A 17,101-nucleotide genomic window follows, 5' to 3' on the forward strand; every position below is an offset into this window, starting at 1 on the left:
AAGGTCTATAGGATAATCATGGAAAGTGATGGAAAAAACCTCCGCCGTGGCTGGACCACGGGCACCTGCGCTGCCGCTGCGACGAAAGCCGCGTGCCAAGCGCTTGTTTCCGGGGAGTTTCCTCATCTTGTCGAGATCGAACTTCCAAGCGGCGCCAGAACTGCCTTTGCTTTGGCAACGGAGGCGAGAGGCGTTGATTTCGCTCGCGCAGGGATCATCAAGGACGCCGGTGACGATCCCGACGTGACCCATGGTGCGTTGATCGAAAGCACGGTTCGTAAGGCTGTCAAAGGAAATGGCATCAGCTTCAAGGCTGGCAGAGGTGTGGGGACGGTCACGCGGCCCGGTCTGCCGTTGTCGGTGGGAGAACCAGCTATCAACCCCGTTCCACGAAAGATGATTGCGGCAGCGATCCAAGAGGTCGTTGGAAAGGATGCAGATTTCGAAGTCGAAATTTCCGTTCGTGACGGCGAAAAGCTGGCCGAGAAAACCCTGAATGGCAGGCTCGGGATTCTTGGTGGAATATCCATTCTCGGCACGACCGGCGTGGTCATTCCGTTTTCCTGCTCCGCATGGATCCACTCGATCTGGCGCGGGATCGACGTTGCGCGCGCCGAAGGGCTGACTCATCTTCTTGGCGCAACCGGCAACGCCTCGGAAAAGGCGGGGCAGGCGTTATACGGTCTGCCGGAAACCGCCCTGATCGACATGGGCGATTTTATTGGCGGGATGCTGAAATATCTACGCAGCCATCCCGTGGAGAAGGTAACGGTAGCCGGTGGCGTCGCGAAAATGACCAAGCTCGCTCAGGGCATGCTGGATGTTCACTCCAAGCGTGGCTTGGCCGATCTCGACGCCTTGGCCGCACTGGCAATCGAGGCTGGCGCGAATGAGGCGCTGGCGGCTGATATACGTCAGGCCAACATGGTTGCGCACGCCTTCGCTATAACAGAGGAAGCGGGTATCGATCTGGGTGCCATCGTTGCGCAAAAGGCCTGGGTCACGGCAGCGTCTGCGCTGAAAACTTCGGAAATATCGCTCGATATTCTCGTCTTCGACCGGGACGGCCAACTGAAGGGCCGCACCGGCTCAACACCGTCGGATTATCCTTCCGCGCTTGCCTTCGGTGAGCGAAATCGTCTGACATAATCCGTGCTGTAGAGTGCGCTTTCGCGGAAATCCGTAGAGCCCAGTCCTCGGCCAACAAAAATCATCGCTGTCCGCTCGACCGGCTCTTCCGCCAGCTTCGTTTCGATATCTGCAAGTGTTCCGCGAATGACCCGTTCTTCCGGCCAAGAAGCGTGCACGACAATCGCAACAGGACAGTCGGCACCATACAGCGGCGTTAGGTCTTCCACGACCTGCCCAATCGCATGAATAGCGAGATGGATCGCAAGCGTTGCACCTGTTGCGCCGAATGCTTTCAGATTTTCGCTTTCAGGCATTTTGGACGCACGCCCGGAAACACGTGTGAGTACGAGGCTCTGCGCCACTTCCGGCACGGTGAGCTCACGCTTTAACGTCGAAGCAGCGGCGGCGAAGGAGGGGACGCCGGGGGTGACAGTATAATCGAGGCCGAGACGCTCCAGACGGCGGATCTGCTCGCCCATTGCGCTCCAGACCGAAAGATCTCCAGAATGAAGGCGAGCAACATCTTTGCCATCGCGGGCAGCCGCAGCGAATTCCGCTTCGATCTCATCCAGTGACAAGGCAGCCGTGTCGACAATGCGTGCGCCTGGCGGGCAGTAATCGAGAAGCGCCTTCGGCACCAGAGAACCCGCATAAAGGCAGACCGGGCAGGCAGCGATGAGATCGCGCCCGCGAACCGTAATAAGATCTGCGGCACCGGGGCCAGCGCCAATGAAGTGAACCGTCATTTCGTATCTCCAGAAGTGGCAAAGGCCACTGTAATATCGCCAATCACCATACGCGGAGCGATGAGCTTCGAGCCTTCACCCAAGGCTGCGAGCGCGGAAGCCTCGCTGACGCTTGGTGAAGCAGCATGTGCCAAACTCACCGTTGAGCAGGTCGATGTGCGCCTACCCGCCGCATCGAAATCCGCCTGCGCAACGACGACAAAGGCCATGTTGAGCTTTGTCGCCGCTTCCAGCAAACCCGACTCATCCGCCTTGATTGGAGCCGTTGCTATGAATTCGAAGCTTAACCCATGCGTCTCGGACGCCTGTTTCAACGCAGCAATGACAGCCTCCGCGCCGACACCCCGGCGACAACCAATCCCGGCAACGATCACGGCATATCCTTCGGCTTTGCCCAGGCCCATTGCGTTAGCGGCATGGCGGGACGCCAGCCCTGCATCTGCCCGACTGGCGACGCCCGCGAGACCTCAAGCCTGATCAGCGAACCACCTAGACGCGCTTGCGCAGATAGCAGCACCGCTTCCATTTCCAGCGTCACGGCATTGGCGACGAGCCGTCCTCCCGGCTTCAAGGCGCTTATCGCCCCATCCAGGACCCCATCTTCGCTTCCACCGCCACCGATGAAGATTGCATCCGGCAAGGGCAGCCCTTCGAAAGCATTAGGCGCCGCTCCGATGACGACTTCCAGCCCAGGCACGCCGAACATTTCGGCATTGCGCGTGGCGCGTTCCGCTCGCTCGATGTTTTGCTCGATGGCAATGGTTCGCAGCGAAGGATGAGCCAGCATCCATTCGATACCAATGGAACCGGAGCCCGCCCCGATATCCCACAGCAACTCACCATGCCGCGGCGAGAGCGAGGACAAGGTTACCGCCCGGATTTCCCGCTTGGTCATCTGCCCGTCGTGTTCGAAGAGGCCATCCTCCAACCCGCTGGCAAACGGCAATATCCGCGCCCTTTCATCAGCCACAACGTCAATCGCGATGACATTGAGCGGATCGACAGCGGACAACGAAAAGTCCGAGGCTTTGACCTGCCGCACCTTCTCACGTTCGCCCCCCAGGGCTTCAAGCAGAAAAAAAGTCGAGCGTCCAAACCCCGTTTCCTTGAGCAGTCTAGCAATAAGAGCAGGCGCATTCGCATCCGAAGTCAGGGCGATGATCCTCGCACCCGGATGAAGATGCGGACGAATGAGATCAATCGAGCGACCGTGCAATGAGACGCATGCCGTCGTCTGTAACGCCCAGCCAAGGCGCGACGCCGCCAGAGAAAACGCGGAGGGGGCCGGATATGTCACGACCTCGGCGGCATCGATTTGCCTCAGCAGCGTGACGCCCACGCCGTAAAAGAACGGATCGCCGGACGCGAGGACGCAGACCTTTTTTCCCGAAAGTGCAACCACATCCGTCATGCTGGAATCGAACGGCACCGGCCAGACACGCGCCTCGCCCCTGATCGCCGCTGAGGCTAGCTTAATATGACGCTCTCCACCGAAGACAACGTCTGCTTTCTCGATTGCCCGACGCGCATCGTCTCCCAACCCGCCGAGGCCATCTTCTCCGATCCCAATAACAGACAACCATCGCGAACGCTTTTCAGTGGCGGAGCCTGTTGTTCCGGCATATTCAGAAGCCATGACACGCTCCATACTCATTCTCGGTGGCACGGCGGATGCCCGCCTTCTTGCTGGAAAACTCAGTGATGAAGCGGACTACAGGCTTTTGCTTTCCATGGCTGGTCGTACTAGAGATCCGGTAAAGCAGCCCGTACCTGTCCGCATTGGCGGCTTCGGCGGTGCGGAAGGACTTGCGTCCTTTATCCGCTCGGAAGGTTTTGATCTGTTGGTGGATGCCACCCATCCCTATGCCGCCCGCATTTCCGCCAACGCGGTTCAGGCGGCAAAATTTGCGAATGTGCCACTGGTAACGCTGGCCCGCGCGGCCTGGATGCCTATGGAGGGCGATCGCTGGGTGAATGTGCCAGACGTCGGACAGGCCGTTGTCGCTCTCGGAAGCGACGCCAAAACGGCTTTCCTCGCCCTTGGGCGGAAGGAACTTCTGCCCTTCGAAACGGCACCCCAGCACAGCTACCTTATTCGTAGTGTCGACCCCGTCGAACCGCCGCTTTCGCTGCCATATGCGCAATACATCACCGCACGCGGACCTTTCGCACTGAGAGACGAAATCGCCATGCTGAAGGACCACGGCATCAAGATGATCGTTTCGAAAAACTCGGGCGGAATGGCGGCTTACGGAAAAATCGAGGCTGCGCGTGCGCTTCGGATTCCGGTCATCATGATCGACCGGCCACCTTGTGGAGAGGGAGACTCGGTTCCGGATATCGAGACTGCGCTGACCGCCATCCGCCATCAGCTTTCCCTTTTGGAAAATCGCGGTGAGTAAACAATAGGCTCTTTGTTCTGCCGCTCGATGATGCGGGTCTCGGTGGACCCGACGATGATGCAGGTCGACATATCCGCCATATCGCTCGATGCCTGCGAAAGCGGAACGACGCGAATGCGTTCATCGACCCGGCCCGCTGCGCGACCGAAAATGACGGGCACCGAGCCAGGCAGGTGGGCACGCAGCACATCGAAAGCCGTCGTCAACTGATGTGGGCGGGCTTTACTGACCGGATTATAAAAGGCCATGACGAAACCGGCATCTGCCGCCGCCGCCAACCGTTTTTCGATAAGCGACCAAGGCTTCAGATTATCGGACAGCGAAATGGCGCAGAAATCATGCCCAAGCGGCGCGCCGGCTTTTGCCGCCACCGCCAGCATTGCCGTTACACCGGGAACGACCGAGAAATCGATATCGCGCCACTCTGCCGGACCGCTTTCAATCGCCTCACACACCGCTGCCGCCATGGCGAACACACCGGGATCACCGCCCGAGACCATGCAGACCTTGCCGCCAGCGGCGGCTATCGTCAATGCTGCCTCGGCTCGGGAAATCTCCTCGCGATTATCCGATGCGTGGCGGCGTTGGTCGGCACGGAGCGAAAGCCTGTCGAGATAGGGAATATAGCCGAAGAAATCTTCTGCTTCCTCCACTGCAGCCAAAGCTTCGGGCGTGATCTGAGCGATATTCCCGGGGCCCAAACCAACAACAGTGAGACGACCGCTCAAGATACATCTCCAGCCGGGCGATCTTTCCAGCCGGGCACGAGAACCAGCGAGAAATAGGGCGCTGGCGAAGAGTCACGCTCGACAAGCCGTATCGCATGGCCGTTTGCCATCGTACCGCGCTCCACATAAAGCGCGCCTTCCAGCTTGCCTGCTTTTTCCAGCGCACGACGGATCTTTGGCAGGTTGCGGCCCACCTTCATGATAACCGCGCCATCCGTGCCGGAAAGCCGATGAAACAGCGTGTCTTCATCCAGTGTACCCGGCAGAACGCTCAATATGTCATCACCCTGCACCAGCGGCAGTCCCGTCATGGACCAGCAACCGGACATCGCCGTGATGCCTGCAACGACCTCCGCCGGATAATTCGGCGCCAATCGAAGATGCAGATGCATGTAGGAGCCGTAAAACAGCGGGTCTCCCTCCGATAGCACAGCGACGGTACGACCAGCATCCAGATGAACGGCAATTTCGCGCGCAGACTGGTCGAAAAACGCAGCAATAGCGCCGCGATAATCATCGCCATTCTTGTCGCTCTCGACCGTGACAGGATAGACCAGCGGCATCTCCAGCGTACCCGGGCGGATAAAGCTTTCGACAATGCCTCGCCCGTTACCTTTACTACCTCTCTTGCAGAAAAAGGCGATGACATCTGCATTCTCGATGGCGCGAACGGCTTTCAGGGTCAGAAGATCGGGATCACCGGGGCCGGTACCCACGCCGATAACCCTGCCCTTTAGAGCCTTCTCTGGCGTCGGATCGAAAAGTGCGGCACTCATAGGCCAGCCCTCGCGATGGCATTGATTGCTGCGGCCGTCATGGCGGAGCCGCCCATGCGGCCTTTGACGATGGCATAGGGAATGCCGAGCGTGCTTTCCTCCAGCGCATCCTTGGATTCCATGGCGCCCACGAAACCGACCGGCATGCCGATGATAGCGGCGGGGCGGGGAGCGCCTCTTTCGAGCATTTCAAGCAGATAGAACAGCGCAGTCGGTGCGTTCCCGATAGCGACAAGCGCGCCGTCTAGCTGATCGGCCCAGAGATCAAGGGCGGCAGCAGAGCGCGTGTTGCCAACGGCTTTCGCCAAATCCGGCGTGCGCGGATCGCGCAAGGTGCAGATCACTTCGTTTTTGGCCGGCAGACGTGCATGCGTTACGCCATGTGCCACCATATTGGCATCGCAAAGAATTGGCTTACCCTCAGCCAGAGCGCCGCGCGCGGCGGAAACGAAGTCAGGAGAGAACCGAAAATGCTGCGCCGCCTCCACCTGTCCGCAGGCATGGATCATGCGAATGGCAATATCCGCCTGTTCAGGCGTGAAGGCACTTAGATCTGCCTCCTCACGAATGATGGCAAAGGAGCGCTCGTAAATCGCATCGCCATTACGGATATAGTCGTAAGTCGTCATCTCTCATCCTGTCGGAGCGCCTCGACAACCCGTGCTTTACCCAAGCGGGAAAGCAGAGCGCGGGCATTTTCTCCGGGCTTATGTTCTTTTTCGTAAAGGCGGGCAAGCCGCGAAAGCGCGGCCTTTTGTTCTGAGAAGGGCAAAACGCTATCCGCTGCGGCAGAAACCTTGGTGGAATATCCAAACGCCAGTCCATCCGCAGTGCCGGAAAAGGACAGGAGCGCCGCCGAAGGATGGGCGCAACCTTTGCCACAACCGGAAAGATGCAGTGTGAACGATCCGTCCAGTATTTGCGCACATTCGGTTGCCGCAAACTCCGCCAGCTCACGGACGGGCGCGAATGCGGATGCGCAGGCGGGCGAGCCGGGGCAGACGGCAATGGCAGAACGCGGATCATTATCTTTGAAGATGAAACCGGCTTCTTCGGCATAGTCGAGTAGGGTGGCGCAAGCCTCTTTCATTCCAACGAAATAGAGAGCGTGCATGGGTCCGGGTCGAACCGACTTAACGTTCAGTTCTGACGCTCTCTGGCATAGCGCGGACAGCGCCTGGGCTGGAAGTTGCCCGAATGCGGGCGTGATGACGGCGGCGGAGAGATCGGATTTCAGGGATTGAATTCGAGCTTGGTGGGGTTGGTCTGCCCCCCTCTGTCCTATATCCAGAAACCATCTTCCACAAAGCCGCCGTACCGTCTCAATATCTAGCTCGCGCCCACGCGCAGTTGACCCCAACTCAGCAAGGTGAGACAGAAGTTCGACGACGCAATCAGCAGCATTTTCCGTTTGCACGACACCCGCAAACAGAGCATTCGCTTCATTCCCACCCAGCATCAATTGCCAAACGACACCGCCCTCAAGCTTGATGGCCTTCAACCGGATATCTGCAAGCAGGTCTCGCATCGGAGCCAGCCCGCCACCATCAACGATGACCGACATCTTGGCCGCCAGCTTCTCATCAAGACCCATCACCATGGCTCTGTGAGATATGCTATGAACGATAAGGCTTGGATCGGCGATCTCACTGCCATCCACGCTAGCAAGGGGCGACGTCTCCACCGCCAGCCCCTGTCTCAGCGGAAAGCCAAGCGCCATAACATCATGCTCAAGTGCAATGGCACTTTCCGCCGTCAGACCACGAAACTGAAAGCTGCCCCGCGTAGTGATATCCACCAGCCCGTTACCGTGATGAACGGCAAGATCGCAAAGCCTTGCCAAGTCATTTGGAGAAAGATCGGCGGTAAAAGCGACGCGCGACAAAAGCCCGTCGCCCGTCTGCATTGGCGCGGAAAGAGCGGGGCAGGTGCCTCTGCGAGAGAAGGGCTGGATACCAGGGAGGGCGCTCACACTGAGACCCTTTCGGTTTTCGATGCAATCAGCATTTCCAGTTCCGCATCCACTGCGTTGCGGCGGCTGTGCCAGAGATTGCGGCGGCGGGCGGAAAGGAAGCGTCGCGCCATGACTTCCGCCGCTTTGGGGTTCTCCCTCAGAATAAAATCGCGCACCTCTTCATTGCCGAAATAGGCATCGTAAAGCGCCTCGATCAAAGAGGAGGAAACGGCATGCGTCGTTTCGGCAAAACCAATCAGCCGGTCAACGGTTTCAGCAAATTCGGCAGCACCGCGTGGGCCATGCCGCATCTGTCCGGCGATAAAGCGCGGATTGACCGCACGGGCCCGCACCACACGGGTAATGGCTTGCGCAATGGAACGCGCACGCGGACGTGCCGGATCGGTGGTGTCCAACGCCACGACATCTGCCGACTGCCCAAGCCTCGCCTTGGCGGCTGCGAATCCGCCTATAAAGGCAACGTCCGATGAACCATCCAGCAGATCTCGACCCGGATCGTCACCGGAATGGACGAGAAGTTCAGCCTTCTCGACCTGCGTGACGAAGCCCGGGTCGAAGAAGATACCTAGGCCATCGGCACCGCCAAAGGCGTGGCTTGCCGTGTCCAGATAGGTCTGTCCCAATTCCTCCCGTTCGTCCCATTCCCCGCTCGCCAGCTTCTCCTCGATGCCTGCGCCGTACGTGCCTGGAGCGGAGCCGAAAATTCGGGCCGGAATCCGGCCAAGAGAGGCGGTTTCTTCTGCTAAAGGATTATCTCCGGGTGCTTCCTCGCGCGCGGCAATGGTTTTCGCTGCTGCATCAAGGAGCGCAATCAGCGCAGGGAACATGTCGCGAAACAGGCCGGAAATGCGGAAAGTAACATCCACACGCGGACGTCCGAGTGCAGCGGGCGGCAGAACTTCGATACCATTTACGCGGCCGGTCGCCTGATCGTAGATGGGTCTTGCGCCCATGAGATGAAGCGCCTGCCCCACATCTTCTCCGCCATTGCGGAGCGATGCAGAACCCCAGAGATCGAAGACCATATGCCTCGGCCAGTCGCCATGGCTCTGGAGGTAATGGCGTAACACCTCTTCTCCCGCCATGCGGCCCAGCTCGAATGCCGTTGGTGTGGGCATGGTCCGTGGATCGGCAGCATAAAGATTACGTCCCGTCGGCAGCACATCCAGCCGACCGCGCGCTGGCGCGCCGGAGGGTCCGGACGGAATATGTATTCCGTTGAGCGCGGCAAGGAGTGATGCCTTTTCCTGCGTAGCGCTTTCCCTGCGGAGAGGATCGGCCTCTTCCGGCGCGCACCGACCGAAGACATGCTGCCCATCCTTGATGGCGAAATCCTTGAGATCGCAAAGAAATGCATCGATGCGCGTCAAGGCGGAGTCCGCATCGTCCTGCGTTCCGATCCCAGCATCCGCGGCAAGACCCGTCTCGAACGCTTTCTCGACGATCAACTTTGCAAGCCGATCCCGGCGGCGGCGGTCGAGGCCATCGGCTTGAGCATACTCATCGACCAACTGTTCCAAAGTGGCCTGGTCCGGCGAAAGACCCGCCTCGACCAACACTGGCGGAACATGCCCGATCGTCACCGCAGAAATGCGGCGCTTGGCAACGGCGGCTTCACCGGGATTGGAGACGATGAAAGGGTAGATGACTGGCAACGATCCGGTAACGATCTCAGGGAAACAGTTCTCCGACAAAGCCACGGTTTTTCCGGGCAGCCACTCCAGCGTTCCATGCGCGCCGACATGGATAACGGCATGAGCATCGAAATCTTCTCGCATCCATGCGCCGAAGGCTACGAGCGCATGCCTCGGTGGCAAGGCGGGGTCATGGTAATCCACGCGCCGATCCAATTGGCGCCCGCGATCCGGCGCGAGTGCTACGGCGACGGAACCGAATCGGGCAGCGCGGAAGTGAAATTCTTCGCCGAAAATCGCTTCATCTTCGCCTGCGTCGCCCCACGTGCCATCCAGTGCGGCACGTGATTCGGTTGGCAACCTATTGAAAAAATCGCGGTAGCGCTGCACTTCAAGCGTTGCGGTTTCGCCCTCGATCCGATCAAGCAACTCCCGGGAACTTGCCGGAATATCCTCTACCGCATAGCCCGCATCCTGAAGATCGCGCAGCATTTCCAATACACTTTGTGGCACGTCCAGACCGACGGCATAGCCCGTGCGACCCGGAGCAGCGCCCGGATAATCCGGCATCAGGACGACGATACGCCTTTCAGCCGCGGTCGCGCTTTTGAGACGCAGGAATGCGGCAATGCGGCTCGCGACCTGCGAGACACGATCTGGCTCGGGCGCATTGATGAGCCCCTGCCGTCCATCGAGATTGGCTTGCTTGAAGGAAATTGCCCCGGCCAGAATTCGACCGTCCAGTTCCGGCAGAACCACGTGCATGGCCAGATCGGAGGGGTTGAGCCCTCTGCTGTTTTCCGCCCAGCCATCGCGACGTGTCGTTGCCATGATGATTTGGAAAACAGGAACACCCAGCCGGTCGAACAGGGTGTGGCCGTCGTCATCCGTCTGGCTGGCAAAGGCCGTGGCGGTGATGATCGCGTCCGGCTTCAACGGTGAGAGCGTGCCCTCCAGAAAGTGGATAGCATCACCATCTTTCAGACCGCTTACGAAAATTGGCAACGGTGCGAAGCCGCGTGACCGTAGTTCCTCAAAAAGGGCGTCGATCGGCGCAACATCCGCAGCCAGCAACGTGGAGCGATAGAAGAGGATCGGTAATATAGCGGCGTTCGGCGCATGCGCTTGAAGCGCGTCCTTCATATCCACAACACCTTGACCGGGAAGGTAAATGCCGGATTTTGGCAGCGGTTCGGGCGAGAGGTTCGGCCAGACGCCATTTTTGACGAAAGCCGCGAGACCTTCCGAAAGAAGCCGCATGTTGTGCGAACCGCCTTCACGGAAGAATGAGAGGATAGCCATCAACGTTCGATGATCGACGGTGGAGGCTATCTCAAGCTTCTCGTCCCTCTCACTGCACTCGCCAGGCAAAAGCACCAGCTTGATGCCTCGCCTGCGCGCCATCCGCTCAAGCTGATCGACACCGTAGCGCCAGCGCTCGGCACCACCGAGAATCCGGATAAGGATCAGCTTTGCATGTTCCGCCGTCTTCTCGATCCAGAGATCGACGGACATTGGGTGGCGAAGTTCAGAAAGGTTTGCCGAACTCAGCGATACCGCCCCCTCCGCTGGCCAAGCTCTCTGCATACCCGCAAGGTCGCTGGAGGAAAAGGACAGCAACACCACATCTGCCTTCGGCTGGTTAAGATCAACCGGCTCGATCAGGTCGTCCAGAGACGAGGATGTGGTGGCAAGAATGTGCATGATCTATCAGGCAGCCAGCATCTTTTCGATTTTTTCGCGGTTGATACCCTTCTCGCCGATGACGACCAGAGCCGAACGGCGAACCTCACCCACAGCCCAAGGGCGGTCGAAGTAATGGTTGACGCGGGAACCGACGGCCTGAACCTGCAAGCGCATCGGCTTTGCCGAAACTTCAACGAAGCCCTTGATGCGCAGAACATTTTCAGCAGCAGCCGTTTCCGCGATGCGTGCGGCCAGCGCTTCCGGATCGGACACGGCACCGAGCTCGACGACGAAGCTGTCGAACTCGTCGTGATCGTGATCTTCTTCGTCATCGTGATGCGTGTGGCGGTTCTCGATGTCGTTTTCGACAGCGAGGCCTAGCCCGATCAGGACAGCCGGGTCGATGGCACCATTGGAGGCAACGACGATCTTCGCCGCCTTCGGAAGATGCTCGCCAATATGCGCCTTGGCGCGTTCAAGACCATCGGCATCCAGAAGATCGCCCTTGGTGAGCACGATGAGATCGGCGCAGGCGATCTGGTCTTCGAAGACTTCCTCGACCGGATCGTCATGATCGAGCGCCTCATCATTCGCACGCTGGGCGGCAAGCGCCTCCAGATCATGGGACACCATTCCCTCGGCAAGGGCGGCACCATCCGCTACGGCGACCACGGCATCCACTGTGACGCGGCTCTTGATTGCGGGCCATTGAAAGGCCTGCACCAGAGGCTTCGGCAAAGCGAGACCGGACGTCTCGATCAGGATGTGCTCGACCTTCGGCTGGCGGCTCAGGATCTGTTCGATGGCAGGCTGGAAATCATCTGCAACGGTGCAGCAAATGCAGCCATTGGCCAGTTCCACGATGTTTTCTTCCGGGCAGCTTTCGATGCCGCAGCCTTTGAGGATTTCACCATCGATGCCGACATCGCCAAACTCGTTGACGATGATCGCCAGGCGCTTGCCGTCAAGCTTCTCAAGAAGGCCGCGCAGCAGGGTGGTCTTTCCCGCGCCTAAAAAGCCGGTAACGATGGTGCAGGGAACGCGGTCTAGCGTCGTCATGATCTCTCCTCGGTAAAATTCAATGGGGGTATGCGCGCGACCATGCCGCGCTTCAAACTATCTGGACGGCCACGCCATGGCATGAGGCCGTCGGCGGAACCTGCGAGCAGCTTTGCACCGGAAATCAGATCTTCGGCATTGTCGGGCGCCAACCCGCCGAACACGTAAGACCAGCCATCGGCGCTGCGCATTGCGGCACTGCCACCTCGCTTGCAATTGGCAAGGCAATTGACGCTGCGGACTTCAACATGGCTTTGTGCACCGAGATGAACTGCCGCTTCGGCCAGCAGCGCACCCGGACGCGGTTCGGCATTCGGATTGGCCTCATCACGGCAACTGCGGCACACGTAAACGACCACGCCGGAAGCGGTGCCTGCGTCTGCTGGTTCAGTCTTTTGAGAAGATGTCGCTGTAATATCCAAACCTAAGTCCGCGCCTTAAAAACCAAACAGGGGTGCGGATGCCGAAAACGGTGCGCGCAACAACGCAAACCGACATTCGGCCGAACCGGCTTACCGGAGCACCCCGCCCGGCAGTCGTTTTTCCTGAAACGGCAGGTCTCCTGGCTCGCGGCTTGAAATGAGCGCCCTGGCACCGCCTTCCCGGATCATCATCCAGTGGCTTAACAGTGTGGGCTCGCCGCTTACAGTTGCGGGGGCAGCCACGGATTGACCCCGATGGGCGGAACCGTGTTCCCTATTAGCTTTTCCCGTTGCCGGAAAAAGACCGTCAGTGCCTTACCCTTACGGCGAAGCGGCTTTTGGGTCAATGCCAAGTCGAGCGTCGTGCAGCATTGCCGAGAGGGGCGATTTGACTATAGTCGCCGCTTCGAAAAGCATCTGGCCCGAGAGGAAGCGACATCATGACACGCGACATAAGCGACAGCGAAGCCGCCCGCCACCGCGAAAAAATGGTGAACCGCAAAACGGTGCAGGATGCGGAAGTCGCTGAAAAGACCATCGAAAAAGGTCTGCTGATGATCAACACCGGTCCCGGCAAGGGCAAGTCTACGGCGGCTTTCGGCCTTGCGCTGCGCATGCTCGGCACCGGCAGACGGGTTGGCATCGTGCAGTTCATCAAGGGCGCGTGGTCCACTGGCGAGCAGCAGGCGCTGACGCTCTTCGGCGACAAAGTGGAATGGCGCACCATGGGCGAAGGTTTCACGTGGGACACTCAGGACCTCAAGCGCGATGTCGCCGCTGCGGGCAAAGCCTGGGAGGAGGCGAAGACTTTGATGGCGGATGAAAGCATCGGCCTTCTCGTTCTGGACGAACTGAACATCGCCCTGCGCTACGATTATCTTTCCCTGGATGATGTTATCGTAACGCTCTCCGCCCGTCGCCCCGATCTCCACGTCATCGTCACCGGGCGCAACGCCAAGCAGCCCTTGATCGATGCTGCGGATATGGTGACGGAAATGACGCTGGTAAAGCACCATTTCAAGGCGGGCGTCAAAGCGCAATCCGGCATCGAGTTCTGATCCATGGTCGCCAAATCCATCATGTTTCAGGGAACCGGCTCGGATGTCGGCAAGTCACTGATGGTGGCGGGTCTGGCGCGTGCCTTTACCAAGCGTGGGCTTTCGGTGTTGCCCTTCAAGCCGCAGAACATGTCCAACAATGCTGCCGTTACCTCCGATGGCGGAGAAATTGGCCGGGCGCAGGCATTGCAGGCGCGCGCAGCTGGCGTTCCGCTTTCCGTGCACATGAACCCAGTGCTGCTGAAGCCGCAAAGCGAGACAGGCGCGCAGGTGGTGGTGCAGGGCAAGGTGCTCGGTAACGCCAAGGCGGTTGATTACCAGCATATGAAGGCCGGGCTGATGCCCCGCGTACTGGAAAGTTTCGAGCATCTCAAAGCCAATGCCGACCTCGTTCTGATTGAGGGCGCGGGCAGTGCGTCCGAGGTCAATCTGCGCGCCAACGACATCGCCAATATGGGCTTTGCCCGCGCTGCGAACGCGCCCGTCATCCTGATTGGCGACATCGACCGGGGAGGGGTGATCGCCAGTCTCGTCGGCACGAAAACAGTTGTCGATGCCGCCGATGCTGAGATGATCCAGGGCTTCATCGTCAACCGCTTTCGTGGCGATCCGGCCTTGTTCGATCAAGGCATGAAAATCATTGCTGACCATACCGGCTGGCAGTCCATCGGTCTGCTGCCGCATTTTGCCGAGGCATCGCAGCTGCCCGCAGAAGACGCTCTGGGACTGGCGTCATCAAATCAGGCAAAACCGGATGCGAAAATCCGCGTAGCGGTGCCGATCCTGCCGCACATCTCCAATTTCGATGACCTCGACCCACTGGATATGGAGCCGGATATCGAGCTCATCCGTGTGCGTCCGGGCCAAGCCATTCCCGGTAATTGTGCGCTGGTGCTGCTTTGCGGGTCCAAAGCAACGATTGCGGATTTGGCGGTCCTCAGACAGGCTGGTTTCGACATCGATATAAAGGCGCATATGCGGCGTGGTGGCTATGTTCTTGGCCTATGTGGCGGGTATCAGATGCTTGGGAAAACAATCTCGGACCCGCAAGGCATAGAGGGTGCACCGACCAGCGTAGACGGTCTCGGCCTTCTCGATATCGATACCATTCTGACTGGAGACAAAAGGCTCGTATCGGTAACGGGCCGCAGCTTCGATGGGCACGTCTTCTCCGGCTATGAGATGCATGTCGGCGTGACACAAGGCACAGACTGCCAACATCCCTTTGCGACCATCGGCAATCATGTCGATGGTGCCGTCTCACAGGATGGGCGCGTTCTCGGCACCTATGTCCATGGCCTGTTTTCCGATGACCTTCAACGCAGCGCCTGGCTCAAAAGACTCGGCGCACAAGCCTCGACGCTGAACTACGAAGCACAGGTCGACGTGGTTCTGGATCGGTTGGCCGAACACATGGAGCGCCATCTGGATCTCGACGCGCTTCTTGCTATAGCAAGATAATCAACGCGAGTGCGCCGAACAGGCCAATTAGCAGACCATTGGCAACTCGCGCCAGCTTCAGCGCCTGTCGAATATCGGTAGCAGTTAGATTCCGCCTTCCACCCTCCCCCATGAAACGCGCCTCGATCATCTGCCCGCCATAGGAGCGGGGCCCGGCAAGCGCAAAACCCAGCGCACCGGCCAATGCCGCTTCTGGCCAACCGGCGTTGGGTGAACGGTGGTGACCCGCGTCTTGAGAAATCGCTCGTATGGCATTTTCTGGAGAGGCGCCTTCTACGAAGAAAGCCGCTGAAACGAATAGCAGGCCACTCAATCGAGAAGCGGGCAGGTTCACCAGATCGTCCAGCCGGGCAGAAGCCCAGCCGAAGGCTTCATGCCGCGCCGTGCGGTGTCCGATCATGCTGTCTGCGGTATTGATGGCCTTGTAACCGGCACCACCCGGTAGACCCAGAAGGCCGAGCCAGAGTGACGGCGCAACGATGCCGTCCGAGAAATTTTCAGCCAGACTCTCGATAGCCGCTCTGCAAACCGCCGCTTCATCAAGCTGATCCGGGTCCCGACCGACGATCATGGAAACCGCCTTGCGCCCACCCTGAAGCCCTTCGGTCTCCAAAGCCGTTGCAACCGCTGCAACATGCTGCTCAAGGCTTTTTTGTGCCGGAAGCGACGCACCAATGACAGCAACGAAGAACAAGCCTATCGGCAGAAGCAGAAGTGCGCCCTGCATAAGAATGGAAAGCAGCACCGTCAGGCCGAGAAAAACCAGCAGCGCCAGTGCACCCTTCTTTTTCCGCTTTGAAAAGGCCTCATCTTCCCGGTTCCATTTTCTGTCCAACAGCGCGATAAGCGAACCGATCCACGTAACCGGATGGCCGATAAGGCGGAACAGCCAGTCCGGATAGCCGACGAGACGTTCGATCAGGAGCGACAGGAAAGCGAAAGCGAAGAACATGAGCGAGATCTTACCGGATAAGGCGCAGGAACCGATCCGCCACGGTGGCGATCTTGGCCGGGCGCGCGCGCTTTATCCGCATGCGCCAGAACCCTGGATCGACCTTTCGACGGGTATCAATCCGCATTCCTATCCGCATTCGCCCATCCCCGCCAGCGCATTCGCGCGCCTGCCGGAACCATCCGCCTTGGCGAGGTTGAAGGAAACAGCGGCGAAAGCCTTCGGCGCTCCATCAGCTGCACATGTGACCGCAGCGCCGGGAACGCAGATGATGATGCCGCTTCTTGCTCAAATCGCGTTGACGCATGGCGCAAAGACGGCGGCTGTATTGACACCGGCCTATGCAGAACATGCAAGGACCGCCCGCATGGCTGGCTTGACCGTGACGGAAGTTGCGAATTTTTCCGATTTATACGCATTCGATTACGCCGTCGTCATCAACCCCAACAACCCCGATGGCCGGGTTATCTACCATGCCAATCTCCTTGACCTCGCCACACATATGAGCACCAAGGGCGGCATGCTCGTCGTCGACGAGGCCTTCATCGAAACCGGCTACGCCGAGAGCGTGGCGGACGCCAACACTATCGATGGGCTTGTCGTGCTGCGTTCCTTCGGCAAGTTCTACGGCATGGCTGGCCTGCGCCTCGGCTTTGCAATCGCACATCCCGCCATTGCCGCCACGCTGGAGGCGCGTCTGGGCCCGTGGGCGGTATCCGGGCCTGCCCTGCATGTCGCGATGGAAGCGCTTGCGGATGAGGATTGGCGCGATGAAATGAGAATCCGGCTAAGGCGGGAGGCTGAACGGCTCGACGTCATGCTCAATGAGGCGGGGCTTTATGTTGCGGGCGGAACAAGCCTTTTCCGGCTGGTGCATGATGTGCGCGCATCGTCGGTTGCCAAACACCTTGCCGAACAGGGAATTATCATCCGTGTTTTCGAAGAGCGCCCGGACGACATGCGCTTTGGGCTTCCCGGAACGGAGCTGGAGTGGCAGCGGTTGAAAGCTGCCTTGGCGGCTTTGTAGTGTTGTTTCCATCACATGCTCGGTTTCATCCGGGCATGTGATAG

Annotated in this window: 16 protein-coding genes and 1 riboswitch; of the genes, 5 read left to right on the forward strand and 11 right to left on the reverse strand. The window is 59.1% G+C overall.

Annotation, left to right across the window (positions count from 1 at the left end; genetic code table 11):
- Positions 1-18: 18 nt before the first annotated feature.
- On the forward strand, positions 19-1,149 hold the full coding sequence (locus G6L28_RS12560) for a cobalt-precorrin-5B (C(1))-methyltransferase (protein WP_174064146.1): 1,131 nt from the start codon (positions 19-21) through the stop codon (positions 1,147-1,149).
- On the opposite strand, the gene cobM is transcribed toward G6L28_RS12560, so the two are convergent.
- The 3 genes from cobM to cbiE are packed head-to-tail and all read right to left on the reverse strand — an operon-like array spanning position 1,104 to position 3,513.
- Positions 1,104-1,877, reverse strand: a complete 774-nt coding sequence (gene cobM, locus G6L28_RS12565) for a precorrin-4 C(11)-methyltransferase (protein WP_174064147.1) — start codon at positions 1,875-1,877, stop codon at positions 1,104-1,106. The genes G6L28_RS12560 and cobM overlap by 46 nt on opposite strands.
- Positions 1,874-2,251 carry a cobalamin biosynthesis protein gene (locus G6L28_RS12570; protein ID WP_337795762.1) on the reverse strand — a complete coding sequence of 126 codons (378 nt, stop codon included), beginning with the start codon at positions 2,249-2,251 and terminating at the stop codon, positions 1,874-1,876. Before G6L28_RS12570 ends, cobM begins: the two co-directional genes overlap by 4 nt.
- Entirely contained in the window at positions 2,248-3,513 is a 1,266-nt protein-coding gene (cbiE, locus tag G6L28_RS12575) for a precorrin-6y C5,15-methyltransferase (decarboxylating) subunit CbiE (protein ID WP_174064151.1), read from the reverse strand. The genes G6L28_RS12570 and cbiE overlap by 4 nt, the downstream gene beginning before the upstream one ends.
- Between cbiE and G6L28_RS12580 the strand changes: the two genes are divergently transcribed.
- Positions 3,512-4,279: a cobalt-precorrin-6A reductase gene (locus tag G6L28_RS12580; protein ID WP_174064153.1), complete on the forward strand. Its 768-nt coding sequence runs from the start codon at positions 3,512-3,514 to the stop codon at positions 4,277-4,279. The two genes, cbiE and G6L28_RS12580, sit on opposite strands and share 2 nt — an antisense overlap.
- Here the strand turns inward: G6L28_RS12580 and G6L28_RS12585 are convergent.
- Genes G6L28_RS12585 through G6L28_RS12615 form a run of 7 tightly spaced genes read right to left on the reverse strand, consistent with a single transcriptional unit; the run spans position 4,246 to position 12,559 of the window.
- Positions 4,246-5,007 carry a precorrin-3B C(17)-methyltransferase gene (locus tag G6L28_RS12585; protein ID WP_174064154.1) on the reverse strand — a complete coding sequence of 254 codons (762 nt, stop codon included), beginning with the start codon at positions 5,005-5,007 and terminating at the stop codon, positions 4,246-4,248. The genes G6L28_RS12580 and G6L28_RS12585 overlap by 34 nt on opposite strands.
- On the reverse strand, positions 5,004-5,783 hold the full coding sequence (locus G6L28_RS12590) for a precorrin-2 C(20)-methyltransferase (RefSeq protein ID WP_174064155.1): 780 nt from the start codon (positions 5,781-5,783) through the stop codon (positions 5,004-5,006). The genes G6L28_RS12585 and G6L28_RS12590 overlap by 4 nt, the downstream gene beginning before the upstream one ends.
- Entirely contained in the window at positions 5,780-6,412 is a 633-nt protein-coding gene (locus G6L28_RS12595; RefSeq protein WP_174064157.1) for a precorrin-8X methylmutase, read from the reverse strand. Before G6L28_RS12595 ends, G6L28_RS12590 begins: the two co-directional genes overlap by 4 nt.
- Entirely contained in the window at positions 6,409-7,755 is a 1,347-nt protein-coding gene (cobG, locus tag G6L28_RS12600) for a precorrin-3B synthase (protein WP_337795763.1), read from the reverse strand. Before cobG ends, G6L28_RS12595 begins: the two co-directional genes overlap by 4 nt.
- Positions 7,752-11,096: a cobaltochelatase subunit CobN gene (gene cobN, locus G6L28_RS12605; RefSeq protein ID WP_174064159.1), complete on the reverse strand. Its 3,345-nt coding sequence runs from the start codon at positions 11,094-11,096 to the stop codon at positions 7,752-7,754. The genes cobG and cobN overlap by 4 nt, the downstream gene beginning before the upstream one ends.
- A 6-nt stretch (positions 11,097-11,102) precedes the next feature.
- Positions 11,103-12,140: a cobalamin biosynthesis protein CobW gene (gene cobW / locus G6L28_RS12610; RefSeq protein ID WP_174064246.1), complete on the reverse strand. Its 1,038-nt coding sequence runs from the start codon at positions 12,138-12,140 to the stop codon at positions 11,103-11,105.
- Positions 12,134-12,559, reverse strand: a complete 426-nt coding sequence (locus tag G6L28_RS12615) for a DUF1636 family protein (RefSeq protein WP_202033597.1) — start codon at positions 12,557-12,559, stop codon at positions 12,134-12,136. Before G6L28_RS12615 ends, cobW begins: the two co-directional genes overlap by 7 nt.
- Positions 12,560-12,672: 113 nt before the next feature.
- A riboswitch (cobalamin riboswitch) is annotated at positions 12,673-12,883 on the reverse strand.
- 116 nt (positions 12,884-12,999) lie between these two features.
- Between G6L28_RS12615 and cobO the strand changes: the two genes are divergently transcribed.
- Positions 13,000-13,617 (forward strand): cob(I)yrinic acid a,c-diamide adenosyltransferase, encoded by a 618-nt coding sequence (gene cobO / locus G6L28_RS12620; RefSeq protein ID WP_174064160.1) that lies wholly within the window; start codon positions 13,000-13,002, stop codon positions 13,615-13,617.
- A gap of 3 nt (positions 13,618-13,620) precedes the next feature.
- Positions 13,621-15,078 (forward strand): cobyric acid synthase, encoded by a 1,458-nt coding sequence (locus G6L28_RS12625; RefSeq protein ID WP_174064162.1) that lies wholly within the window; start codon positions 13,621-13,623, stop codon positions 15,076-15,078.
- Here the strand turns inward: G6L28_RS12625 and cbiB are convergent.
- Positions 15,065-16,030, reverse strand: a complete 966-nt coding sequence (gene cbiB / locus G6L28_RS12630; RefSeq protein ID WP_174064164.1) for an adenosylcobinamide-phosphate synthase CbiB — start codon at positions 16,028-16,030, stop codon at positions 15,065-15,067. The genes G6L28_RS12625 and cbiB overlap by 14 nt on opposite strands.
- On the opposite strand from cbiB, the gene cobD reads away from it, so the two are divergent.
- Positions 16,029-17,057, forward strand: a complete 1,029-nt coding sequence (cobD, locus tag G6L28_RS12635; protein WP_174064165.1) for a threonine-phosphate decarboxylase CobD — start codon at positions 16,029-16,031, stop codon at positions 17,055-17,057. The genes cbiB and cobD overlap by 2 nt on opposite strands.
- Positions 17,058-17,101: the final 44 nt, after the last annotated feature.

Source organism: Agrobacterium larrymoorei, assembly GCF_013322225.1.
Lineage (GTDB): Bacteria > Pseudomonadota > Alphaproteobacteria > Rhizobiales > Rhizobiaceae > Agrobacterium > Agrobacterium larrymoorei_A.